The sequence below is a fragment of the Pseudomonas sp. SK2 genome, from assembly GCF_016772395.1.
GTDB lineage: Bacteria > Pseudomonadota > Gammaproteobacteria > Pseudomonadales > Pseudomonadaceae > Aquipseudomonas > Aquipseudomonas taiwanensis.
The window spans coordinates 4,044,426-4,066,372 of record NZ_CP061944.1 but is presented as its reverse complement, the minus strand read 5'-3'; the positions used below and the strand labels follow the sequence as shown (position 1 = coordinate 4,066,372).

The 21,947-nt window shown below is 60.4% G+C and carries 24 protein-coding genes and 3 tRNA genes; 21 read left to right on the top strand and 6 right to left on the bottom strand.

Annotated features, from left to right (window positions below; all coding sequences use genetic code 11):
- Positions 1-37: 37 nt before the first annotated feature.
- Together IF103_RS18275 and IF103_RS18270 are read right to left on the bottom strand one after the other, a co-directional pair.
- Positions 38-114: transfer RNA gene (locus tag IF103_RS18275), tRNA-Met, on the bottom strand.
- A 135-nt stretch (positions 115-249) separates the two neighbouring features.
- Positions 250-326, bottom strand: a tRNA-Met gene (locus IF103_RS18270).
- A gap of 215 nt (positions 327-541) precedes the next feature.
- Here IF103_RS18270 and dinB point away from each other — a divergent pair.
- Positions 542-1,606: a DNA polymerase IV gene (dinB, locus tag IF103_RS18265; RefSeq protein ID WP_202675542.1), complete on the top strand. Its 1,065-nt coding sequence runs from the start codon at positions 542-544 to the stop codon at positions 1,604-1,606.
- 152 nt (positions 1,607-1,758) lie between these two features.
- Here dinB and IF103_RS18260 read toward each other — a convergent pair whose 3' ends face one another.
- From IF103_RS18260 to IF103_RS18250, 3 genes are all read right to left on the bottom strand, one after another.
- Positions 1,759-2,712, bottom strand: coding sequence for a YceB family lipoprotein (locus IF103_RS18260; RefSeq protein ID WP_023381923.1), 954 nt, complete (start codon positions 2,710-2,712; stop codon positions 1,759-1,761).
- A 20-nt stretch (positions 2,713-2,732) separates the two neighbouring features.
- Positions 2,733-4,448 (bottom strand): proline--tRNA ligase, encoded by a 1,716-nt coding sequence (locus IF103_RS18255; protein ID WP_023381922.1) that lies wholly within the window; start codon positions 4,446-4,448, stop codon positions 2,733-2,735.
- 157 nt (positions 4,449-4,605) lie between these two features.
- Positions 4,606-5,910 carry an OprD family porin gene (locus IF103_RS18250; RefSeq protein ID WP_023381921.1) on the bottom strand — a complete coding sequence of 435 codons (1,305 nt, stop codon included), beginning with the start codon at positions 5,908-5,910 and terminating at the stop codon, positions 4,606-4,608.
- A 761-nt stretch (positions 5,911-6,671) separates the two neighbouring features.
- Here IF103_RS18250 and IF103_RS18245 point away from each other — a divergent pair.
- Complete coding sequence (locus IF103_RS18245; RefSeq protein ID WP_023381920.1) at positions 6,672-7,091, top strand: HIT family protein; 420 nt, start codon at positions 6,672-6,674, stop codon at positions 7,089-7,091.
- Position 7,092: 1 nt separating this feature from the next.
- Positions 7,093-7,299, top strand: coding sequence for a SlyX family protein (locus IF103_RS18240; RefSeq protein ID WP_023381919.1), 207 nt, complete (start codon positions 7,093-7,095; stop codon positions 7,297-7,299).
- 34 nt (positions 7,300-7,333) lie between these two features.
- Here the strand turns inward: IF103_RS18240 and IF103_RS25140 are convergent, their stop codons facing one another.
- Positions 7,334-7,927 carry a cold-shock protein gene (locus IF103_RS25140; RefSeq protein ID WP_027907399.1) on the bottom strand — a complete coding sequence of 198 codons (594 nt, stop codon included), beginning with the start codon at positions 7,925-7,927 and terminating at the stop codon, positions 7,334-7,336.
- A gap of 280 nt (positions 7,928-8,207) precedes the next feature.
- Between IF103_RS25140 and IF103_RS18230 the strand changes: the two genes are divergently transcribed.
- From IF103_RS18230 to IF103_RS18145, 18 genes are all read left to right on the top strand, one after another.
- The gene (locus IF103_RS18230; protein WP_023381917.1) at positions 8,208-8,681 is read left to right on the top strand and encodes a Dps family protein; all 474 of its coding nucleotides are present in this window, start codon (positions 8,208-8,210) and stop codon (positions 8,679-8,681) included.
- A 149-nt stretch (positions 8,682-8,830) separates the two neighbouring features.
- Positions 8,831-9,169: a ribbon-helix-helix domain-containing protein gene (locus IF103_RS18225; RefSeq protein ID WP_023381916.1), complete on the top strand. Its 339-nt coding sequence runs from the start codon at positions 8,831-8,833 to the stop codon at positions 9,167-9,169.
- Between the two features lie 92 nt (positions 9,170-9,261).
- Positions 9,262-9,483 carry an FmdB family zinc ribbon protein gene (locus tag IF103_RS18220; protein WP_023381915.1) on the top strand — a complete coding sequence of 74 codons (222 nt, stop codon included), beginning with the start codon at positions 9,262-9,264 and terminating at the stop codon, positions 9,481-9,483.
- 94 nt (positions 9,484-9,577) lie between these two features.
- A complete protein-coding gene (aspS, locus tag IF103_RS18215; protein WP_027907400.1) occupies positions 9,578-11,353 on the top strand; it encodes an aspartate--tRNA ligase in 1,776 nt (591 codons plus the stop codon).
- 112 nt (positions 11,354-11,465) lie between these two features.
- On the top strand, positions 11,466-12,212 hold the full coding sequence (locus IF103_RS18210; protein WP_023381913.1) for a YebC/PmpR family DNA-binding transcriptional regulator: 747 nt from the start codon (positions 11,466-11,468) through the stop codon (positions 12,210-12,212).
- A 130-nt stretch (positions 12,213-12,342) separates the two neighbouring features.
- Positions 12,343-12,867, top strand: a complete 525-nt coding sequence (gene ruvC / locus IF103_RS18205) for a crossover junction endodeoxyribonuclease RuvC (RefSeq protein ID WP_004375291.1) — start codon at positions 12,343-12,345, stop codon at positions 12,865-12,867.
- 109 nt (positions 12,868-12,976) lie between these two features.
- Entirely contained in the window at positions 12,977-13,594 is a 618-nt protein-coding gene (gene ruvA / locus IF103_RS18200) for a Holliday junction branch migration protein RuvA (RefSeq protein ID WP_023381912.1), read from the top strand.
- Positions 13,591-14,637 (top strand): Holliday junction branch migration DNA helicase RuvB, encoded by a 1,047-nt coding sequence (ruvB, locus tag IF103_RS18195; RefSeq protein WP_023381911.1) that lies wholly within the window; start codon positions 13,591-13,593, stop codon positions 14,635-14,637. Before ruvA ends, ruvB begins: the two co-directional genes overlap by 4 nt.
- Positions 14,638-14,762: 125 nt before the next feature.
- Positions 14,763-15,215, top strand: coding sequence for a tol-pal system-associated acyl-CoA thioesterase (gene ybgC, locus IF103_RS18190; protein WP_023381910.1), 453 nt, complete (start codon positions 14,763-14,765; stop codon positions 15,213-15,215).
- A 2-nt stretch (positions 15,216-15,217) separates the two neighbouring features.
- On the top strand, positions 15,218-15,913 hold the full coding sequence (gene tolQ / locus IF103_RS18185; RefSeq protein ID WP_023381909.1) for a protein TolQ: 696 nt from the start codon (positions 15,218-15,220) through the stop codon (positions 15,911-15,913).
- A gap of 14 nt (positions 15,914-15,927) precedes the next feature.
- Positions 15,928-16,380, top strand: coding sequence for a protein TolR (gene tolR, locus IF103_RS18180; protein WP_012315816.1), 453 nt, complete (start codon positions 15,928-15,930; stop codon positions 16,378-16,380).
- Entirely contained in the window at positions 16,380-17,456 is a 1,077-nt protein-coding gene (gene tolA / locus IF103_RS18175; RefSeq protein ID WP_023381908.1) for a cell envelope integrity protein TolA, read from the top strand. Before tolR ends, tolA begins: the two co-directional genes overlap by 1 nt.
- A 26-nt stretch (positions 17,457-17,482) precedes the next feature.
- Complete coding sequence (gene tolB / locus IF103_RS18170; RefSeq protein WP_041925740.1) at positions 17,483-18,754, top strand: Tol-Pal system beta propeller repeat protein TolB; 1,272 nt, start codon at positions 17,483-17,485, stop codon at positions 18,752-18,754.
- 53 nt (positions 18,755-18,807) lie between these two features.
- On the top strand, positions 18,808-19,305 hold the full coding sequence (pal, locus tag IF103_RS18165; RefSeq protein WP_023381906.1) for a peptidoglycan-associated lipoprotein Pal: 498 nt from the start codon (positions 18,808-18,810) through the stop codon (positions 19,303-19,305).
- A gap of 6 nt (positions 19,306-19,311) precedes the next feature.
- The gene (ybgF, locus tag IF103_RS18160) at positions 19,312-20,127 is read left to right on the top strand and encodes a tol-pal system protein YbgF (protein WP_027907403.1); all 816 of its coding nucleotides are present in this window, start codon (positions 19,312-19,314) and stop codon (positions 20,125-20,127) included.
- Positions 20,128-20,287: 160 nt separating this feature from the next.
- Positions 20,288-20,935, top strand: coding sequence for a 7-carboxy-7-deazaguanine synthase QueE (gene queE / locus IF103_RS18155; protein WP_023381895.1), 648 nt, complete (start codon positions 20,288-20,290; stop codon positions 20,933-20,935).
- Positions 20,936-20,953: 18 nt separating this feature from the next.
- Positions 20,954-21,628 carry a 7-cyano-7-deazaguanine synthase QueC gene (gene queC, locus IF103_RS18150; RefSeq protein WP_023381894.1) on the top strand — a complete coding sequence of 225 codons (675 nt, stop codon included), beginning with the start codon at positions 20,954-20,956 and terminating at the stop codon, positions 21,626-21,628.
- A gap of 61 nt (positions 21,629-21,689) precedes the next feature.
- A tRNA-Lys gene (locus IF103_RS18145) sits at positions 21,690-21,765 on the top strand.
- The last annotated feature ends 182 nt before the right edge of the window (positions 21,766-21,947 follow it).

Sequence of the window (21,947 nt, the reverse complement as noted above, 5' to 3'; positions counted from 1 at the left end):
GCTGCTGTTAAACAGGCGGGGTTTGTTCTGACGAATATGGTTGCGGGAGCCGGATTTGAACCGACGACCTTCGGGTTATGAGCCCGACGAGCTACCAGGCTGCTCCATCCCGCGTCAGTGGTGCGCATTCTACAGTTTCGCGGACGGCTGTCAAGCATTAAGCATTGATTTTTCGTCATTTTTCTTCCGCGCCTTTTTCAAGGGCCAAAGAAAAAGGCCACTGTGTGAACAGTGGCCTTTTCTCGAATCTGGTTGCGGGAGCCGGATTTGAACCGACGACCTTCGGGTTATGAGCCCGACGAGCTACCAGGCTGCTCCATCCCGCGCCTGTGAGATCGAATTCTACGGATTTGCTTCCCTATGTCAAGCTGTTTCGTGAAAAAAACCTTTTTTGTTCAATCTCTTAGCGTATGCAATGAGTCCGCAGCTCAGGATTGACGTGGCTTTCAGCCCGATTGGCCGGTCTTGTCGCATGCGGGCTGTTTCCATAAGGGGCGCTTACGCTACTATCTGTATGAATTTACAGTGCCGATGGTAGGCCATGTCCCAGCGCAAGATCATTCACATCGACTGCGATTGTTTCTATGCCGCAATCGAGATGCGTGACGACCCGAGTCTGGCGGGGCGCCCCATGGCGGTAGGGGGGCAGCCCGAACAGCGGGGGGTGATCGCCACCTGCAACTACGAGGCCCGCGCCTATGGCGTGCGTTCGGCCATGTCCTCGCGGCATGCACTCAAGCTGTGCCCTGACCTGCTGATCGTCAAGCCGCGCTTTGATGCCTACCGCGAGGCCTCGCGCGAGATCCACGCCATTTTTCGAGACTATACCGAGCTGATCGAGCCGTTGTCGCTGGACGAGGCCTATCTGGATGTCAGCGACAGCCAGTGGTTTTCCGGCAGCGCTACAAGGATTGCCGAAGATATTCGTCGGCGGGTCGCGCGCACCTTGCACATAACGGTTTCGGCGGGTGTGGCGCCGAACAAGTTCCTGGCCAAGATTGCCAGTGACTGGCGAAAGCCCAATGGACTGTTCGTCATCACTCCAGATGAGGTGGAGGCTTTCGTCGCCGCTTTGTCGGTGGCCAGGCTGCATGGCGTCGGCAAGGTCACAGCAGATAAGCTGGCGCGCCTGGGGATCGACACATGCGATGACCTGCGGGATTGGTCGCGACTTGCGCTGGTGCGCGAGTTCGGCAGTTTCGGCGAGCGGTTATGGGGGCTGGCGCGCGGTATCGACGAGCGGGCAGTGCACAACGACAGTCGCAGGCAGTCGGTCAGTGTGGAGAACACCTACGACACCGACCTGCCTGACCTCGCCAGCTGTCTTGAACGGTTACCTGAACTGTTGGCCAGTCTGAATGAGCGAATCGCCCGAATGGACAGCAGCTATCGACCGGACAAACCTTTCGTGAAGGTCAAGTTCCATGACTTTAGCCAGACCACCCTGGAGCAGGCGGGGGCGGGCAGGGATCTGGAAAGTTATCGGCAGTTGCTGAGCCAGGCTTTTGCCCGTGGCGGAAAGCCGGTGCGTTTGCTGGGGGTAGGGGTGAGGCTGCGGGACTTGCGAGGGGCCCATGAGCAGTTGGAGCTGTTCCCAGGGCCGTGAGCAATGCAGTGTCGGCCAACCTCGTGAAAGCGGCCTTGCGTCACGATAGAGCTCCTGTGTAGCCCTAACGCGACGCAAGGCCGCTTTCACGGAGTCGAGCGTCTGGCTTTTTTAGCGGTATCTGGAGGGGCCGGTTTATCAGCGATGCTTTATTACTGCACGCCCGGATCTGCCACCAACCGGCCGGTAGCCTTGGTCAGCGCTTGCAGGAACTCCTGTTGCAGCTCCGGATCGTTGCGGGTCAGCTCGATCAGGCTCTGCTCCATTTCACTGGCCTCTTCTTCCAGGCCCAGCTCCGACAGGCGCTTGACCCGGTGTACCCACTGGCCGACGTCATCGTCTTCCAGGTCATCGAAAATCAGCTCATGGGCTTCGAGCAACTTGTTGCGCAGCGTGGCGCTGACCAACAAGCTGGCATCGCCACGCACGGCGTTCTCTTCATCAGCCACATGCAGGTGCAGGGTGCCGACGTGGTTGAGGTGCTGCTCGGAGAACGGGCTGTCCAGCAGGTTCAGGCGCAAGACGCCGTTTCTGTCGGTGGTCAGCTCGTGGGTTTGCTTGCCAGCCTTCACCTCGACCAGGCGTTCACTCCAGGGCATGCTGGTGAACTCTTCACGTTTGCCCTTCTGCACTTCGCTGATGCCTGCAAGGTTTTGCTGAGCACGACCATTGGACTGCACGTTCATGAACGGGTTTACCCCGGCCACGCCGTAGTTGAGCCAATCGTGCGTGACGCTGTCCGGCAGGTTGCCCAAGGCGAAGACGTTGACCACATTGGCGCCGATCCCGGCAACCACTGCCACCGCACCCAGCGGAATCTCGTAGATCTCCCGCCAGGGCTGGTAGGGCGTGTAGCGGTCATAGCGACGGGTGACTTCGAACTCGGTGACTTCGAAGCGCTTCTGCTCATTGACCCGAACGCGCCGTTGAGGCAGTTCCATCACCTTCGGCTCGCCGACATCGATCTGCAGACTGTGCTCGAGCAATTTGCGCTCGACGCGTTCCTCGTGCTCGCTGCGCTGGGACATCTGGTTGGCGCAGCCGCTGACCAGCAGGGCGCCGCACAAAGCGGCGCCCCCCAGGGTAAAGGTACTTCGCTTGGACATGATCACTCGTGCATTGGTTATCAGCGGCGAACGCGGGCCTGCAGGAAGGTCAGCACTTCATTGAGCGGCAGTGCCTGAGCCTCTTGCTCGGTGCGGTGCTTGTACTCCAGGTTGCCTTCGGCCAGGCCGCGATCGCTGACGACGATGCGGTGCGGGATGCCGATCAGCTCCATGTCGGCAAACTTGATGCCTGGGCTGGTCTTCTTGTCACGGTCGTCCAGCAACACTTCGAAGCCGGCAGCCGTCAACTCGGCGTACAGCTTGTCGGTTGCCTCGCGAACCACATCGGTTTCGTAGCGCAGCGGTACCAGGGCGATCTGGAACGGGGCCAGGGCGTCGTTCCAGATGATGCCCTTGTCGTCATAGCTCTGCTCGATGGCCGCGGCGACCACGCGGGACACGCCGATGCCGTAGCAGCCCATGGACAGGGTGACCGGCTTGCCGTTCTCGCCCAGTACCTGGCACTTGAGCGCCTCGCTGTACTTGGTGCCGAGCTGGAAGATGTGACCCACTTCGATACCGCGCTTGATCACCAGGGTGCCCTGGCCGTCCGGGCTCGGGTCACCTTCGACCACATTACGCAGGTCAGCGACCTGCGGGACGGGGAGGTCGCGCTCCCAGTTCACGCCGAAGTAGTGTTTGTCGTCGATGTTGGCACCGATGCCGAAATCACTCATCAGGGCGACCGAGCGGTCGATGATGCACTCCATCGGCAGGTTCATTGGGCCGAGCGAGCCAGCACCGGCGCCAATGGCCTCGCGCAGTTCGGCATCGGTGGCCATGACCAGCGGGTCGGCAACCTGTTCCAGCTTGGCGGCCTTGATTTCATTGAGCTCGTGGTCGCCACGGACCACCAGGGCGACCAGTTTGCCTTCCTCGGCACCGCGGACGATCAGGGTCTTGACGGTTTTCTCGATCGGCAGGCCGAAGTTGTCCACCAGATCCTTGATGGTCTTGGCATTCGGGGTGTCGACCAGGCGCAGTTCTTCAGTTGGCGCAGGGCGCACGGTTTCGCGCGGGATGGCCTCGGCCTTCTCGATATTGGCTGCGTAATCGGAAGTGTCGCTGAAGATCACGTCGTCTTCGCCGGACTCGGCCAGTACGTGGAACTCGTGAGAGTAGCTACCACCGATAGAGCCGGTGTCGGCCTGCACTGGGCGGAAGTCCAGGCCCAGGCGAGTGAAGATATTGCTGTACGCCTGGTGCATGCGGTCGTAGGTTTCTTGCAAGGAAGCCTGGTCGGCATGGAACGAGTAGGCGTCCTTCATGATGAACTCGCGGCCGCGCATCAGGCCGAAGCGCGGGCGGATCTCGTCACGGAACTTGGTCTGGATCTGGTACATGTTGAGCGGCAGCTGTTTATAGCTGGACAGCTCGTTACGGGCCAGGTCGGTGATGACCTCTTCGTGGGTCGGGCCGACGCAGAAGTCACGATTGTGGCGGTCTTTCAGGCGCAGCAGTTCAGGGCCGTATTGCTCCCAGCGGCCGGACTCCTGCCACAGCTCGGCAGGTTGGATGCTTGGCATCAACACTTCCAGGGCCCCAGCAGCGTTCATTTCCTCGCGGACCACGGCCTCGACCTTGCGCATTACCCGCAGGCCCATCGGCAGCCAGGTATACAGGCCGGAGGCCAGCTTGCGGATCATGCCAGCGCGCAGCATGAGCTGGTGGCTGATAACCACGGCGTCGGCAGGGGTTTCTTTTTGGGTGGCGAGCAAATATTGACTGGTGCGCATGGTGAGCCGTGTCGATTGCCTGAATGTGAAATGACCCCGCATTGTACGGGGGCGAAACGAAAGCGTACAGAATGCAGCACTGGCTGGCAGTTGTCAGCCAAGAAAAAACCCGGCATGTGCCGGGCTTTTTCAATTGCGAAGCGCTGTCGGCCGAAGCTTACAGGATGCTCAGCGGGTACTCGAGGATCAGGCGCAGGTCGTTGTTGTCCGAAGCGTAGTCGGCGTTGTACGCGTTGTTTGCACGGTAAACGGCGTAGCGTACGCGGAAGGACAGGTCTTTGGCCGGGCCTTCCTGAATGACGTACTTGGACTCGACGTTGAGCTCGTGTTCCTTACCTTCGGTGTTGGAAGTAGTCTCGATGTTGTCACCGTAGACGTAACGGGTCATGAAGCTCAGGCCAGGTACGCCGTAGGAAGCCATGTTCAGGTCGTAGCGAGCCTGCCAGGATTTCTCTTCGGCACCGACGAAGTCGGAGATCTGGATGGAGTTGGACACGAAGACAGTGCCGTTACCATCGACGCCATACAGGTAGCCGGTGTCGCCGCTGGAGCGCTGGTAGGCCAGGGTGAACTTGTGGCCGCCCAGGCTATAGGCAGCTGCAAGGCTCCACAGTTTGTTGTCCAGTTCGCCGTAGAGTTTCTGGCCCTGGTCCTTGGAGCGATAGCCGTTGAAGTCGAAGTTCAGCGCTTGGGTATCATCGATCGGCAGGGTGTAGTTGAGGTTGATGTACTGCTTCTTGAAGTAGTCATCGACATCAGAGGCTGCCAGGGTACCGACGAAGTTGTCGGTGAAGGAGTAGGTGGCACCGGCAATGTTGGCCGACGTCAGGCCAGGCGTGTGCTTGCCGTTGATGCTGTCCTTGCCCATGCCGGTTTGCGAGCTCAGCGCGGTGAAGCGACCGGCGCTCAATTCCAGGCCCTTGATCTCCTTGCTGGTGATCAAGGTACCTTCCGCCACTTCTGGCAGCAGACGGCTGTCATCGGTCGCGAACACAGGGCTTGCGACGAACTGGCGGCCATACTTCAGGGTGGTGTCGGAGAGGCGGAACTTGACGGCTGCGCCGCCTTTGCCTTGCGAATCTTCCGGGTGGCCGTCGCTGTCGGTGCGGAACAGGCCGTTACCGGCAGTGCCTTTGCCGCCATCGAACTTGACGCTACCCATGGCCATGAGGTCAACGCCCACGCCGATGGTGCCCTGGGTGAAGCCGGATTCGAAGGTGCCCAGCAGCGATGCGCCGCTGTCTTCGCGGTGGCCGCTCTTGAAGCCGCTGGAGCGGGTTGGGTCGGCAATGTTGCCTGCACCGTGCTTGAAGTCGCGGTTCATGTACATGGCGCGAGTCTTCAGGTTCAGCGAACTGTCTTCGATGAAACCTTTTGCTTCGTCTTGCGAAGAGGCTACGGCGAACTGCGAGGTCCCTGCCGCAACGGCCAGGGCGATCATGCTCCACTTCATCACGCGCATCGTGATTTGCTCCTTTGGTTTTTAGGAAGAGTACCGCTGTGCCCAAGTTTTTTAGTTATATGGGACAGCTCTTTCTTGTTATGTCGGCGAAAATGTATAGCACGCTGACTGTTGTTGGCGATATGGGAATAAACATCCTTTCGGTAACGTTACGCTCATGTCGCTTCTAGGTAGTTCCATGTCGCAAATCACGCCTCCCCAAGTGAGGCGTACAACGCCAGCGCTGTTTCTGTCACCGTAATCGATCTGTAATAAGAAAGTCCGGTTCGAGAAACTCCCTGGTGCCTCCAATGCCGCTGTTGTTATTTGTCGCGTCCACCCGGTCAATGCAGGTGTCGTGCCGACTTGGCGTGAAGGGAATGCAACAACCGTGCTCAAAATTCGCAACGCTTCATGAAATTTTCACAAAATCCCCGGGCAAGGGGCGCGAAGTCCCGCAAATACGGGGCGGTATCGGGGTGGGTGGTCTGCCGCCGAAGCACGTCGGCAAATGCCCAAAAGCTGCCTTAAAAGTCAATGTGTTACCGCGGACTGTTCAAGTTGAGTCGTTTGCGTGGGGGGATGTGTGGTGGGATCCACATTTTCGGCATCATTTTGGTGCGAAAAGTAGCGCAGTGTTACCGCAAGCGTGCAAAGGTGGCTCGTCCGTGAACCGAAAGTGAGCGCAATTCGAGCCGTTGCATGTCCAAAGGGGCGAAGCAGGGTATCCTCTGCGCAGGTTTTCCCGCATTCGACGGGGCTGTTTTCTTAGGAGGTTTGCCGTGTTCGTCCTGGATTCGCGTTTGCAGCAGGATTCCCTCGTGCTGGGGGATTTCCCATTGTCCCGTGTGTTGCTGAGCAAGGATGCCAATTACCCTTGGTTCATCCTGGTGCCACGGCGCGAAGGTGTGAGCGAGCTGTTCGACCTCAGCACCGATGAGCAGGCCCAGTTGTGGAAGGAAACCACCTACCTGGCTGAAGTCCTCAAGGATGAGTTCGCTGGCGACAAGATGAATGTGGCCACGTTGGGTAACGTGGTCAGCCAGATGCACATGCACGTCATCGTACGCCGCCATGGCGATGCAGCCTGGCCGGCGCCGGTGTGGGGCAAGGTGCCTGCGATCGAGTACGGCCCAGGGCAGGTCGACGCCATACGCCAGCGCCTGCGTGCGCGGCTCGATGATCAATACCAGGAGGCCTGAAATGTCTGCCGAATCGCGCATCATCGAGCTGGAGACCCGTCAGGCGTTCCAGGATGACACCATTCAGGCATTGAATGATGTGGTGGTCGAGCAGGGGCGGGTGATCGAGCGCCTGCAGTTGCAGATGGCCGAGCTGATCAAGCGATACGAAGAAATGGTCGGGCAATATGGTGGTGAAGGCGAAGAGGCGCCTCCGCCACATTATTGAAGGGCGGCCCTGGGGTGGCCAGGGCCATGCACGGTCAGCGGCGGGTAACCGCGACCACGTCTTCGGCTTGCAGGCCCTTGTCGCGATGCATCACCGAAAACTCCACGCGCTGGCCTTCGACCAGAATGCGGTGGCCCTCGCCACGAATGGCGCGAAAGTGGACGAAGATGTCATCGCCCGAATCGCGGGAGATGAAGCCAAAGCCCTTCGAGGTATTGAACCACTTGACGGTGCCGGTATCGCGCTTGCCGCCTTCCAGGGGCGCCTGCTGGGTGCTGCGGGCTTTGCGGCCGCTGCGCGCGAAGCCAGCGGCCAGGTGCAGCGCGACGGCCAATGCCGCACAGACCAGGGCGGCCAGGTTGCCCATTTCCGGGCGTGCCAGCAGCGTCAGGGTCTGCAGCACCACGGCCACCACCAGCAGGGCGCAGGCCAGGTGTTGCAATTGCTGGCGAGCGCCTCGGTAGTACAGCGGTACGACCGGGGCGAGCAGCAGGTTGAGCAGGCCGAGCAGGGCGAGGTAGACCGCGTCGGGTTGTTGCAGGAAAGGTGTTGCATCGGTTTTCAGGCCAGGTATGAGCGACAGCAGCAAAGCCGCTACGCCCGTCACCAGATGGACGATCTTGAACATGGGTTGGCTCACAGTTGATAAGGCCGATCACAGGAAGAGCTGGCGGCACGGTGCGCATGAGGTGTAGAGCGCGAACACGTGGCAGGCCAGCCTATGCACCCGGCAATGACAATCCGCACGGGTGGCACCGTGCCTATTTAACAGCAAAGGCGGGGGCTTCTCAAACCGAGGGCGGTTGCCGTCGATCCATTGCCTTGTGTCACATGCGGGTTGGGGAAAGTGTTGGTACAGTGTTTCGGGCCCGCTTGTTCAACAAGCCATCATGGAAAAGGGGAACTTCATGGCAATCGATATCGGTATCTCTGAAGAAGATCGCAAATCCATCGTCGAAGGGCTTTCTCGCCTGTTGTCGGATACCTATGTGCTGTATCTGAAAACCCACAACTTTCACTGGAACGTCACCGGCCCGTCCTTCCGCACGTTGCACCTGATGTTCGAGGAGCAATACAACGAGTTGGCGCTGGCCGTCGATTCGATCGCCGAGCGCATTCGTGCCTTGGGCTTCCCTGCGCCCGGTTCCTATGCCTTTTACGCGCGACATTCGTCGATCAAGGAAGAAGAGGGCGTGCCAGCAGCGGACGAAATGATCCGGCAGCTGGTGCAGGGTCAGGAGGCGGTGGTGCGTACGGCGCGCAGCATTTTCCCGGTGGTGGACAAGGTCAGTGACGAGCCGACCGCCGACCTGCTGACTCAACGGATGCAGGTGCACGAGAAGACGGCCTGGATGTTGCGGGTGCTGTTGGACGGTAAATAGTCGTCTTATTGCGTCGGAATCCTGATAAAGCCCGGTTGTGCCCAGCGCAATCGGGCTTTGGCGTTTTGGCGGGAAACCCTTGCCGCTGCTTAGCGGTGGGTGTCGCGGGCTTCATTGGGGCTGAGTTCCCGTGGCAGTGGAGTGACCCGATGCAAGACACGACGCAAGCGATGAAGCGAGGGGGTAATCAAGGGCGCTGGCCAGGTCGGCAGTGCGTCGACCCGTTCAAGGCCGATTTCGACATGTTGCAGATCCAGCCGGTGTCCCGTTCGGTAAGGCTCAACGGATTTTCCACCTGCTTGCGCCTGGAGGCGGTCTACTGGCGCATCCTGGAGCGGATTGCCGCAGCCAATGGCTGTTCGGTCAGTGCTGTGCTGTCGTACGTGGACCGCGAGGTGCACCTGCGTCAGGGCGGGGTGAGGAACTTCAGTGGCCTGATTCGGGTGATCTGCGTCGCCTGGCTGCTTGAGCCGCCGAGCGGACGCTGATCGCCGGGCGGGCTGCGCAGCGCCTGTTAACCATATATAATCCCGCTTTTTGCTGCCCCGGCAGCCTGCGTTGTGGTTGACGAGAGACATCCATGCCCCTGTATGACTATCAATGTGAATCCTGCGATCACCGGATGGAGGTGTTGCAGAAGATCAGCGCCGCGCCGCTGACCGATTGCCCGGCGTGTCAGGCGCCTGCGTTGAAGAAGCTGCTGTCGGTGCCCGGTTTCCGCCTGAGCGGTAACGGTTGGTACGAAACCGACTTCAAGACCGGGGCAAAAAAGAATCTGGCAGGCGGCGACAAGGCCGACTGAGTTGAATTGCAGTAGTCGGGTCTTGCAGTATTAGCCCTCTGGGCGGTCAAGACCTCCACCGAATACACGAATCACGAGAAGCGAAACCACCATCATGATGCGCAGCCATTATTGCGGCCAACTGAACGAGAGCCTGGACGGCCAGGAAGTCACCCTTTGCGGCTGGGTCCATCGTCGCCGCGACCACGGCGGGGTGATCTTCCTCGATATCCGTGACCGCGAAGGCATGGCTCAGGTCGTGTTCGACCCGGATCGCGCCGAAACCTTCGCCGCTGCCGACCGCGTGCGCAGCGAGTATGTCGTGCAGATCACTGGCAAGGTACGCAAGCGTCCGGAAGGTGCGGTGAACGCCAACATGGCCTCCGGCGCCATCGAAATCCTCGGCTACCAGCTGAATGTGCTCAACGAAGCGGAAACCCCTCCCTTCCCGTTGAACGAATACTCCGACGTGGGCGAGGAAACCCGTCTGCGCTACCGCTTCATCGACCTGCGTCGTCCGGAAATGGCCGACAAGCTGCGCCTGCGTTCGCGCATCACCAGCAGCATTCGTCGCTTCCTCGACGAGAACGGCTTCCTCGACGTCGAAACCCCGATCCTCACCCGAGCCACGCCGGAAGGTGCGCGCGACTACCTGGTGCCGAGCCGTACCCACGCTGGCAGCTTCTTTGCCCTGCCGCAGTCGCCGCAGCTGTTCAAGCAGCTGCTGATGGTGGCCGGTTTCGACCGTTACTACCAAATTGCCAAGTGCTTCCGTGACGAGGACCTGCGTGCCGACCGTCAGCCGGAATTCACCCAGATCGACATCGAAACCAGCTTCCTGGACGAATCCGAGATCATGGGCCTCACCGAGAGCATGATCCGCAAGCTGTTCAAGGAAGTGCTGGACCTGGAGTTCGGCGAGTTCCCGCACATGACCTTCGAGGAGGCCATGCGTCGTTACGGTTCCGACAAGCCAGACCTGCGTATTCCGCTGGAGCTGGTCGACGTTGCCGATCAGCTCAAGGACGTCGACTTCAAAGTCTTCGCCGGCCCGGCCAACGATCCGAAGTGCCGCGTGACCGCCCTGCGCCTGCCTGGCGGTGCCAGCATGCCGCGCAGCAAGATCGACGAGTACACCAAGTTCGTGGGCATCTATGGTGCCAAGGGCCTGGCGTACATCAAGGTCAACGAGCGTGCCAAGGGCGTCGAAGGCCTGCAGTCGCCAATCGTCAAGAACATCCCTGAGGCCAACCTCAACGTGATCCTCGATCGCGTGGGTGCGGTCGACGGCGACATCGTGTTCTTCGGTGCCGACAAGTTCAAGATCGTCAGCGAAGCCCTGGGCGCGCTGCGTATCCGCCTGGGCCACGACTTCGAGCTGCTGACCTGCGAGTGGGCGCCGATGTGGGTGGTCGACTTCCCGATGTTCGAAGAGAACGAAGACGGCAGCTTCACCGCGTTGCATCACCCGTTCACCGCGCCGAAGTGCACCCCTGAAGAGCTCGAGGCCAACCCGGCCGGCGCGCTGTCCCGTGCCTACGACATGGTGCTCAACGGTACCGAACTGGGTGGCGGTTCGATCCGTATTCACCGCAAGGAAATGCAACAGGCGGTATTCCGCCTGCTGGGTATCGAGGCGGCAGAGCAGGAAGAGAAGTTCGGCTTCCTGCTCGACGCTCTGAAGTTCGGCGCACCGCCACACGGTGGTCTGGCCTTCGGTCTGGACCGTCTGGTCATGCTGATGACCGGCGCCCAGTCGATCCGTGAAGTGATCGCCTTCCCGAAAACCCAGAGCGCCGCGTGCGTCATGACCCAGGCCCCTGGCATGGTCGATGCCAAGGCACTGCGCGAGCTGCACATCCGTCTGCGCGAGCAGACCAAGGTCGAGTAAGCGGACCGCGGGCGCACCCGCAGGGTTGCGCCCATGCGCTTTTGCGCAAGATCACACGCGTTCCGCCCTACGGGGCGGAACTTGTTTCTGTATCAAGGATTTTGGAGTCGATATGGCTGGTCATTCCAAGTGGGCGAACATCAAGCACCGCAAAGAGCGCCAGGATGCCAAGAGAGGCAAGATCTTCACCAAGTGGATCCGCGAGCTGACGGTCGCCGCCAAGCAGGGCGGGCCTGATCCGGCCTCCAACCCGCGCCTGCGTCTGGCGTTGGACAAGGCGCTGGGCGCCAACATGAGCCGCGACATCATCGACCGGGCCGTGGCCCGTGGTGCTGGCACCAACGAAAGCGACAACGTCGAAGAGCTCAGCTACGAAGGTTATGGCCCAGGTGGCGTGGCCATCATGGTCGAAGCCATGACCGACAATCGCAACCGCACCGCAGCGGCCGTTCGCCATGCCTTCACCAAATGTGGCGGCAACCTCGGTACCGATGGTTCGGTCGCGTACCTGTTCGAGCGCAAGGGGCAGATCAGCTTTGCCCCTGGCCTTGACGAGGATGCCCTGATGGAAGCGGCCATGGAGGCCGATGCCGATGACGTTGTGGCCAACGAAGACGGTTCGTTCGATGTGTTTACCTCGTTCAACAGCTTCTATGCCGTGCGTAACGCCTTGGAGGAAGCTGGCTTCAAGGCCGCCGATGCCGAGATCGTGATGCAGCCGACCACCAGCGCCGAACTGGACCAGGACGGGGCCGAGAAGGTGCTCAAGCTGATCGACATGCTCGAAGACCTGGATGACGTACAGAACGTCTACTCCAATGCCGAGATTTCCGAAGAGATCCTGGAAAAACTTGGCTAAGGTGCCCTGGGCATCCGGGCCAGGCAGGTAGCTTTATTGGGGCCGCTGTGCAGCCCATCGCTGGCTTGCAGTGATGGGGCGCGCAGCGGCCCCAATGGTGTTTAAACATGGGCTTTGTACGACAGGCACTATGACTCTGATTCTTGGTATCGACCCCGGCTCGCGGATCACCGGTTACGGCGTGGTACGCCAAACCGCGCGTGGTTGCGAGTACGTGGCGTCGGGCTGCATCCGCACCGGCAGTGGCGAGCTGCATGAGCGATTGCAGATCGTCTTTCGTGGTGTCGGAGAAATCATCGCCCAGCACGGCCCGGTGACCATGGGGATCGAGCGGGTGTTCATGGCTCGCAATGCCGACTCGGCGCTCAAGCTTGGCCAGGCCCGTGGCGCGGCGATCGTTGCCGCCGCCGAGGCGGGTCTGGAAATCGCCGAGTACAGTGCCACCCAGGTCAAGCAGGCCGTTGCCGGTACCGGGGGGGCCAACAAGGAGCAGGTGATGATGATGGTCATGCATTTGCTCAAATTGACCCAGAAACCGCAGATCGACGCATCCGACGCACTGGCCATCGCCTTGTGTCATGCCCATACCCGCTCCAGCCTGGTGCCTCACGGCTTGGCGACGGCTCGGCGGCGTGGTGGACGCTTGCGTCTGTAAGCACTTCATGCGCTGATACACATTTTGCTCGGGTGAAACGTTCACCCGCTGCTTTTGCTGATAGGGTTGTGCGGTCTTTGATCGGCTCCCCGAGAGGAAGGATCGGAACGTGATTGGACGTTTGCGCGGCACCCTGGCGGAAAAACAGCCGCCGCACCTGATTATCGATGTCAATGGCGTGGGCTATGAGCTCGAAGTGCCGATGACCACCCTGTACCGTCTGCCCAAGGTGGGCGAGTCGGTCACCGTGCATACCCACCTGGTGGTGCGCGAGGATGCGCACCTGCTGTATGGGTTTCATGAAAAGCGCGAGCGTGAGCTGTTTCGCGAGCTGATTCGTCTCAATGGCGTAGGACCGAAGCTGGCATTGGCCTTGATGTCTGGCCTTGAGGTCGACGAACTGGTGCGCTGTGTCCAGGCCCAGGACGCTTCGACGCTGGTGCGGGTGCCCGGCGTTGGCAAGAAGACCGCCGAGCGCTTGCTGGTCGAGCTCAAGGACCGGTTCAAGGCCTGGGAAACCTCGCCTGCGATGTTCACGCTCGTCTCCGATGGGCCGGTGCCGGTCAGCAGCGCCAATAACGCCGAGGCCGATGCGGTCAGTGCGCTGGTGTCTCTGGGCTACAAGCCTCAGGAGGCGAGCAAGGCGGTATCCGCCATCAAGGACAAGGCTGGCTTGAGTAGCGAAGAGCTGATTCGCCGTAGCCTGAAGGGGATGATTACCAAGTGATCGAAGCCGACCGCTTGATCGCCGCCACTGGCCGCGACCGTGAAGAAGTCCAGGATCGGGCGATTCGCCCGCTGCGGCTGGATGAATACATCGGCCAGCCCGTCGTGCGCGAGCAGATGTCCCTGTTCATCCAGGCTGCTCGCGGTCGCCACGAGTCGCTGGATCACACCCTGATTTTTGGTCCGCCCGGGCTGGGCAAGACCACCCTGGCCAATATCATCGCCCATGAGATGGGCGTATCGGTCAAAAGTACCTCGGGCCCCATTCTCGAACGGCCGGGTGACCTGGCAGCCATGCTGACCAACCTTGAACCTCATGACGTACTGTTCATCGACGAAATCCACCGGCTGTCGCCAGTGGTCGAAGAAGTGCTGTATCCGGCCATGGAAGACTTCCAGCTCGACATCATGATCGGCGAAGGGCCTGCCGCCCGCTCGATCAAGCTCGACCTGCCGCCGTTCACCCTGGTCGGTGCCACCACCCGTGCCGGCATGCTCACCAACCCGCTGCGCGATCGCTTCGGTATCGTTCAGCGTCTGGAGTTCTACAGCAACCAGGACCTGGCCACCATCGTCAGTCGGTCGGCCAGCATCCTCGGGCTTTCGATCGAGGACCAGGGTGCCTTCGAAATTGCCCGGCGTGCCCGTGGCACGCCGCGTATCGCCAACCGACTGCTGCGCCGGGTGCGCGACTACGCCGAAGTGCGTGGCAAGGGGCAGATCACCAAGGCCGTGGCCGACTTGGCGTTGAACCTGCTGGATGTCGACGAGCGTGGTTTCGACCACTCCGACCGCCGCCTGCTGCTGACCATGATCGAGAAGTTCGACGGCGGTCCTGTGGGCGTGGACAACCTGGCGGCGGCCATCAGCGAAGAGCGCCACACCATCGAGGATGTGCTCGAGCCTTACCTGATCCAGCAAGGCTATATCATGCGCACCCCGCGCGGGCGCGTAGTCACGCGGCATGCCTACCTGCATTTCGGTCTGAACGTGCCCGGAAGGCTGGGGGAGGGGGGCGATTATTGCGAGCCAGGCGATGAATGACAGATCGAATCCCGCTTTTCGTGGTCCTACCGCTGGCATGCCGCAGGGTTGCTGGCAATCAGACATTATTTAAGAAAAAACAGTTGCTACAGCGGATTGGCAAGCTGAGGAGTAAGCACTAGAGTATGCGCGCGCAAAATGGCCTGGAACCGTTCGCACACCGTTGTCGCGTCTATTACGAGGACACCGATGCCGGTGGCGTGGTGTATTACGTCAATTATCTGAAATTCATGGAGCGTGCGCGCACGGAGCGGTTGCGCCACCTGGGCTTTTCCCAGGCGCAGCTGGCCGGAGAAAACCTCCTGTTCGTGGTCCACTCCAGCGAAGCACGCTATCACGCGCCGGCGCGCCTGGACGACGAGCTCCGGGTCACCGCGCAAGTACTTGAACTCAATCGCGCCAGTCTGCGTTTCGTACAGCAGGTCTGGCGGGAAAAGGATGAAACGCTGCTCTGCGAGGGGCAGTTCCTGGTGGCCGCCGTGCGCGCCGACACTTTCAAACCCCGGGCCATTCCCCCAGAGCTGCGTGACGCCTTCCTGGCGGACGGCACGGGTACTCAATCGAATGCAGGAGAATAAGCGTGGAAGCTAACGTCGTCGACCATACCTCCATGTGGAGTCTGGTCAGCAATGCCAGCATCGTGGTGCAGTTGGTCATGCTGGCCTTGGTGGCTGCCTCGGTCACTTCATGGATCATGATCTTCCAGCGCAGCACCATGCTGCGTGCCGGTCGTCGTGCGCTGGATGCTTTCGAGGAGCGTTTCTGGTCGGGTATCGATCTGTCCAAGCTCTATCGCCAGGCTGGCAGCAACCCCGATCCTGACTCCGGTGTTGAACAGGTCTTTCGTGCCGGTTTCAAAGAGTTCTCGCGTCTGCGCCAGCAACCTGGCGTCGACCCGGATGCAGTGATGGAAGGCGTTGGCCGTGCCATGCGCGTTGCCATCTCCCGTGAGGAAGAAAAGCTCGAGCAGAGCCTGCCGTTCCTGGCCACCGTCGGTTCCACCAGCCCGTACATCGGCCTGTTCGGTACCGTATGGGGCATCATGAACTCCTTCCGTGGCCTGGCCAGCGCCCAGCAGGCCACCTTGGCCACTGTCGCTCCTGGTATCGCCGAGGCCCTGATCGCCACCGCAATCGGCCTGTTCGCCGCAATTCCCGCGGTCATCGCCTACAACCGTTTTGCTGCCCGCAGTGAAGTGCTGATCGGCCGTTACTACACCTTCGCCGACGAGTTCCAGGCGATCCTGCACCGTAAAGTGCACACCAGCGAAGAGTAAGCAGGTAGAAGCCCATGGCCCGAGTTCGCCACAAACGCAAGCCGGTCGCCGAGATGAACGTGGTGCCCTACATCGACGTGATGCTGGTGCTGCTGGTTATCTTCATGGTGACGGCCCCCATGCTCAACCAGGGCGTGAAGGTCGACCTGCCCAAGGTTTCCAGTGAAGCCTTGCCGCAGGACAACAACGTCCAGATCCTGACCATCTCCATCAAGGCCGACAAAACCTACTACTGGAACCTCGGCAGCGAAGTCGACACCGACAAGCAGATGGACAAGGCCATGACCCTGCCGGAAATGACCAGTGCGGTGACCAAGATCATCGCCGCCGGTCGCGACCAGGGCAAACAGACCCAGGTCTTCATTCGTGGCGACAAGGCTGTCGACTACGGCGCCGTCATGGGCGCCATGGGCGGGTTGCAGAAGGCCGGTGTCGGTAACGTTGGCCTGATTACCGAGGCGCCCTGATGCAGCAGCGAGAGCCATCCGCCTCGGAAAGCTACTTCTGGCCCAGCATCTGGGCCATCGGCCTGCATGTGCTGGTGTTCGCCATGCTGTTCGTCAGCTTTGCGATGACGCCTGAGCTGCCGCCTTCCAAGCCGATCGTCCAGGCGACCCTGTACCAGCTCAAATCCAAGAGCCAGGCGACCACCCAGACCAATCAGAAGATTGCCGGGGAAGCGAAGAAAACCGCTTCGCGCCAGACCGAGGTCGAGCAGCTGGAGCAGAAGAAGGTCGAGCAGGAGGCCATAAAGGCCGCGGAACAAAAGAAAGCCGACGCCGCTCAAAAGGCCGAAGAGGCCCGCGAAGCCGCCGAGGCCAAGAAGGCCGAAGAGGCTGCCAAGGCTGCCGAGGCCAAGAAAGCCGCCGAAGCCAAGAAGGCTGAAGAAGCGAAGAAAGCCGCTGAGAAACAGCAGGCTGACATCGCCAAGAAAAAGGCAGAGGAAGAGGCCAAGAAGCAGGCCGAGGAAGAAGCCAAGAAACAAGCCGCTGAGGAGGCCAAGAAAAAGGCCGCCGAGGAGGCGAAGAAGAAAGCAGCCGAGGACGCCAAGAAGAAAGCGGCGGCCGAGGAAGCGAAGAAGAAGGCAGCTGAAGAGGCCAAGAAAAAGGCCGCGGCAGATGCCCAGAAGAAGAAGGCACAGGAAGCGGCTCGCAAGGCGGCGGAAGACAAGAAAGCCCAGGCATTGGCCGAGCTGTTGTCCGACACCACCGAGCGGCAGCAGGCCCTGGCCGACGAGCAGGGGGACCAGGTGGCCGGCGATTTCGACGACCTGATTCGTATGCGCGCGGCCGAAGGCTGGGCGCGTCCACCTTCTGCGCGCAAAGGCATGACGGTAGTCCTGCAGATCAGCATGCTGCCGGATGGCACCATTACCGGCGTCAGTGTGGCTCGCTCCAGTGGAGACGGTCCATTCGACAGTTCGGCGGTGGCAGCAGTGAAGAACATCGGTCGCTTGACCGAAATGCAGGGCTTGAAGCCGAACGAGTTCAATCCGTACCGTTCGTTCAAGATGACATTTACACCTGAGGATCTTGCGTTGTGATTAAACTCCTTCGAGGAATGCTGGTCATGCTCTGCTGCGTGGCTGGCATGGCCATGGCAGAGGAAAAGAACATCCTGGTCACCAGCGGCAGCGACAGGGCTACGCCCATCGCGGTTGTGCCGTTCGGTCTGCAGGGTGGTAGCGTGCTGCCGGAAGACATGGCCGATATCATTGGTAACGACCTGCGCAACTCTGGCTACTACGCGCCAATTCCACGGCAGAACATGATCAGCCAGCCGACCCAGGCCAGCGAAGTGATCTTCCGTGACTGGAAAGCCCTTGGTGCCCAGTACGTCATGGTTGGCAGCATCGTGCCGTCGGGCGGGCGCCTGCAGGTTCAATACGCACTGTTCAACGTCGCCACCGAGCAGCAAGTGCTGACCGGCAGCGTCGCGGGCGGTGTCGACCAGTTGCGCGACATGTCCCACTACATCGCCGACCAGTCGTTCGAGAAGCTCACCGGCATCAAGGGTGCATTCTCCACCCGCATGCTGTACGTGACCGCTGAGCGCTTCTCGGCCAACAACACCCGCTACACCCTGCAGCGTTCGGACTACGATGGTGCCCGCGCTGTGACCCTGCTGCAGTCGCGCGAGCCGATCCTGTCGCCGCGCTTCGCACCGGATGGCAAACGCATCGCCTATGTCTCGTTCGAGCAGAAGCGTCCGCGTATCTTCATCCAGCACATCGATACCGGTCGCCGCGAACAGGTCACCAACTTCGAGGGCCTGAACGGTGCACCAGCCTGGTCCCCGGATGGCACCCGCCTGGCCTTCGTACTTTCGAAGGATGGCAATCCGGACATTTATGTGATGAACGTTGCCTCGCGCCAGATCAGCCGCGTCACCGCCGGCCCGGGTATCAATACCGAACCGTTCTGGGGTAAAGATGGCAACACCCTGTACTTCACCTCCGACCGTGGCGGCAAACCGCAGATCTACAAGCAGTCGGTCAGCGGTGGTGGTGCCGAGCGCGTAACTTTCGTGGGTAACTACAACGCCAACCCGAAACTTTCGGCCGATGAAAAGACCTTGGTGATGATTCACCGTCAGCAGGGTTTCACCAACTTCAAAGTGGCTGCCCAGGATCTGCAACGTGGAAGTGTAAAGATTCTCTCCGAGACCAGTCTTGATGAGTCTCCCACTGTTGCGCCAAACGGCACCATGCTAATCTACGCCACCCGCCAGCAGGGCCGGGGAGTCTTGATGCTCGTGTCGCTTAATGGACGCGTGAGGCTCCCACTTCCTACCGCTCAAGGCGAAGTCAGAGAACCGTCCTGGTCCCCTTACCTGAACTGATTGCGGCGTAATACTTTTGCTTAACACACTGGGGTTTCATTAGGAGTTTCACGATGGAAATGCTGAAGTTTGGTAAATTTGCTGCGCTGGCTCTGGCCATGGCCGTAGCTGTAGGTTGCTCCTCGAAAGGCGGCGACAACGCTGGTGAAGGCGCTGTTGACCCGAACGCTGGCTACGGTGCCAACACTGGCGCTGTCGACGGCTCCCTGAGCGAAGAAGCCGCCCTGCGCGCAATCACCACCTTCTACTTCGAATACGACAGCTCGGATCTGAAGCCAGAAGCCATGCGCGCCCTGGACGTTCACGCCAAGGACCTGAAAGCCAACGGCAACCGCGTTGTTCTGGAAGGCAACACCGACGAGCGCGGCACCCGCGAGTACAACATGGCTCTGGGTGAGCGTCGTGCCAAGGCCGTTCAGCGCTACCTGGTTCTGCAGGGCGTTTCCCCTGCTCAACTGGAACTGGTCTCCTACGGCGAAGAGCGTCCGGTTGCCACTGGCAACGACGAGCAGTCCTGGGCTCAGAACCGTCGCGTAGAACTGCGTAAGTAAGTTCTCATGCGTATGTGCCGCCGTGTAGTAACCGTCCTCGCACTCAGCCTGCCGCTTGCGGCTTGGGCTGAGGTTCCTGTAGTAGATGACAACGCAGGTGCTTACCCACCTTCGGGTTATGGCACGAGCGGCGCCTATGCCGGGGCAGGGGCTTCGACCCCTGCCTCTGCACAGGGCCAGCTGTTCATGCAGCTGCAACAGATGCAGGATCAGATTTCCCGCCAGCAGGGCATCATCGAAGAGTTGCAGAACGATGTGGCCCGCATGAAGCAGGAAAACCTGGAGCGTTACCAGGATCTGGACCGTCGCATCAACAGTGGCGCCGCGCCAGCCGCGACCCCTGACAATTCTTCTACCGGCGGTGCACCTGGTGCCGCCGCCGGTGCTGCAGCAGGCGCCGCTGGCGCTGCTGCGCAACAACCGGCCGCCAGTAGCGAACCGGGTGATCCGGCGAAAGAGAAGCTGTATTACGATGCCGCTTTCGACCTGATCAAGCAGAAGGACTTCGACAAGGCTGCACAAGCCTTCGGCGCCTTCCTGCGCAAGTACCCCAACAGTCAGTACGCCGGCAATGCCCAGTATTGGCTGGGTGAGGTGAACTTGGCCAAGGGCGATCTGCAGGCTGCCAGCCAGGCCTTCGCCCAGGTTGGCCAGAAGTACCCCAAGCACAGCAAGGTGCCGGATTCGCTGTACAAACTGGCTGATGTCGAGCGCCGTATGGGGCATACCGACAAGGTCAAGGGCATCCTCCAGCAAGTCATCAGCCAGTACCCAGGCACATCCGCCGCGCAACTGGCCCAGCGTGACCTGCAGAAGCTCTAAGCTGCAATGCTTGAAAGAAACCCGCGCTTGTCGCGGGTTTTTTCGTTAGAATCAATGCCCTTTTTTCGTAAACACGCTGCTGCGGATAACGCCATGTCGAGTCCGCAACAGTGCCTGACGGAGGCGGACAGCCTGTTTAGCTGTCACGCCCGTGGCGATCATGCAAGACACATTACGCATCACCGAAGTCTTTTACTCTTTGCAGGGTGAAACGCGAACGGCTGGGCTGCCCACAGTATTCGTGCGCCTTACCGGTTGTCCCCTGCGTTGCCAGTACTGCGACAGTGCCTACGCCTTCAGTGGCGGCACCGTCCGCACCCTCGACGACATTCTCGAGCAGGTGGCCGGTTACAAGCCGCGTTACGTCTGTGTAACCGGTGGCGAGCCGTTGGCCCAACCCAACGCCTTGCCGCTGCTGCAGCGGCTGTGCGATGCCGGCTACGAAGTCTCCCTCGAGACCAGCGGTGCCCTGGATATCGCCGGCACCGATACCCGCGTCAGCCGTGTAGTCGACCTCAAGACGCCCGGCTCGGAGGAGTCTCACCGAAACCGTTACGAGAACATCGAGCACCTGACCCACAATGACCAGGTCAAGTTCGTCATCTGCTCTCGCGAGGACTATGACTGGGCGGTTTCCAAGCTCATTCAGTACAACCTCGCTGAACGTGCCGGGGAAGTGTTGTTCTCACCAAGTCATCACCAGGTGAGCGCCACCGACCTTGCGGACTGGATCGTAGCCGACAACCTGCCCGTGCGCTTCCAGCTGCAGCTGCACAAGCTGCTGTGGAACGACGAACCCGGACGTTGATTGAAGGAGTAGCAGTACATGAGTGAGAAACGCGCGGTAATTCTGCTGTCCGGCGGCCTGGATTCGGCCACGGTGGTGGCCATGGCCAAGGCCGAGGGCTACAGCTGCTATACCATGAGCTTCGATTACGGCCAGCGCCACCGTGCCGAGCTTAACGCAGCCGCTCGCGTAGCGCGGGACCTGGGTGTCGTCGAACATAAGGTCATCGGCCTGAACCTTGATGGTATTGGCGGTTCGGCCCTGACCGACAGCAGCATCGATGTGCCGGAAACCCCGGGCGAGGGCATTCCGGTGACCTACGTGCCGGCTCGCAATACGGTGTTCCTGTCGCTGGCGCTGGGTTGGGCTGAAGTGCTCGAAGCGCGCGATATCTTTATTGGTGTGAACGCGGTGGACTATTCCGGCTATCCCGATTGCCGCCCTGAGTTCGTCGAAGCGTTCGAGCGCATGGCCAACCTTGCCACCAAGGCTGGTGTAGAGGGGCAGGGCTTCCGTATCCAGGCGCCACTGCAGAACATGAGCAAGGCACAGATCGTCCAGGCGGGTCTTGCTCGCGGCGTGGACTACAGCCTCACCGTGTCCTGCTACCAGGCCGACGATGACGGCCGTGCCTGTGGCAAATGCGACAGTTGCCGCCTGCGTGCCGAGGGCTTCAAGGCCGCCGGTGTACAGGACCCGACGCGATATTTTTAAAAAATTTTGCGATGGGGTGTTGATTTCCCGTTAGAAATCAGTATTATACGCGCCATCCAACGGGTCGTTAGCTCAGTTGGTAGAGCAGTTGGCTTTTAACCAATTGGTCGTAGGTTCGAATCCTACACGACCCACCATATTCACAGCGGTTCGTGAGTGCTAGAGAGGGGCTTGCCACAGCCGTGTCTAGTCTTGGAGCCGTCTGGAGCGAACCTTAGGCTCGCTTCACCGTGATGTCTATATGAAATAGCCCGCAGCCTGCATCGGTTTGCGGGCTTTTTCGTTGGACCAGCCAGTGTTAGCACCTGCCTTCACTCCG

Coding starts and splice junctions, on each gene's coding strand:
- queE (WP_023381895.1), top strand. CDS start 20,288: ATGCAAGACACATTACGCATCACCGAAGTCTTTTACTCTTTGCAGGGT.
- IF103_RS18220 (WP_023381915.1), top strand. CDS start 9,262: ATGCCCCTGTATGACTATCAATGTGAATCCTGCGATCACCGGATGGAG.
- IF103_RS18230 (WP_023381917.1), top strand. CDS start 8,208: ATGGCAATCGATATCGGTATCTCTGAAGAAGATCGCAAATCCATCGTC.
- ruvC (WP_004375291.1), top strand. CDS start 12,343: ATGACTCTGATTCTTGGTATCGACCCCGGCTCGCGGATCACCGGTTAC.
- aspS (WP_027907400.1), top strand. CDS start 9,578: ATGATGCGCAGCCATTATTGCGGCCAACTGAACGAGAGCCTGGACGGC.
- tolB (WP_041925740.1), top strand. CDS start 17,483: ATGCTCTGCTGCGTGGCTGGCATGGCCATGGCAGAGGAAAAGAACATC.
- queC (WP_023381894.1), top strand. CDS start 20,954: ATGAGTGAGAAACGCGCGGTAATTCTGCTGTCCGGCGGCCTGGATTCG.
- ybgF (WP_027907403.1), top strand. CDS start 19,312: ATGCGTATGTGCCGCCGTGTAGTAACCGTCCTCGCACTCAGCCTGCCG.
- pal (WP_023381906.1), top strand. CDS start 18,808: ATGGAAATGCTGAAGTTTGGTAAATTTGCTGCGCTGGCTCTGGCCATG.
- tolA (WP_023381908.1), top strand. CDS start 16,380: ATGCAGCAGCGAGAGCCATCCGCCTCGGAAAGCTACTTCTGGCCCAGC.
- ybgC (WP_023381910.1), top strand. CDS start 14,763: ATGCGCGCGCAAAATGGCCTGGAACCGTTCGCACACCGTTGTCGCGTC.
- tolR (WP_012315816.1), top strand. CDS start 15,928: ATGGCCCGAGTTCGCCACAAACGCAAGCCGGTCGCCGAGATGAACGTG.
- IF103_RS18240 (WP_023381919.1), top strand. CDS start 7,093: ATGTCTGCCGAATCGCGCATCATCGAGCTGGAGACCCGTCAGGCGTTC.
- dinB (WP_202675542.1), top strand. CDS start 542: ATGTCCCAGCGCAAGATCATTCACATCGACTGCGATTGTTTCTATGCC.
- IF103_RS18250 (WP_023381921.1), bottom strand. CDS start 5,910: ATGCGCGTGATGAAGTGGAGCATGATCGCCCTGGCCGTTGCGGCAGGG.
- IF103_RS18260 (WP_023381923.1), bottom strand. CDS start 2,712: ATGTCCAAGCGAAGTACCTTTACCCTGGGGGGCGCCGCTTTGTGCGGC.
- IF103_RS18255 (WP_023381922.1), bottom strand. CDS start 4,448: ATGCGCACCAGTCAATATTTGCTCGCCACCCAAAAAGAAACCCCTGCC.
- IF103_RS18225 (WP_023381916.1), top strand. CDS start 8,831: ATGCAAGACACGACGCAAGCGATGAAGCGAGGGGGTAATCAAGGGCGC.
- IF103_RS25140 (WP_027907399.1), bottom strand. CDS start 7,927: ATGTTCAAGATCGTCCATCTGGTGACGGGCGTAGCGGCTTTGCTGCTG.
- IF103_RS18210 (WP_023381913.1), top strand. CDS start 11,466: ATGGCTGGTCATTCCAAGTGGGCGAACATCAAGCACCGCAAAGAGCGC.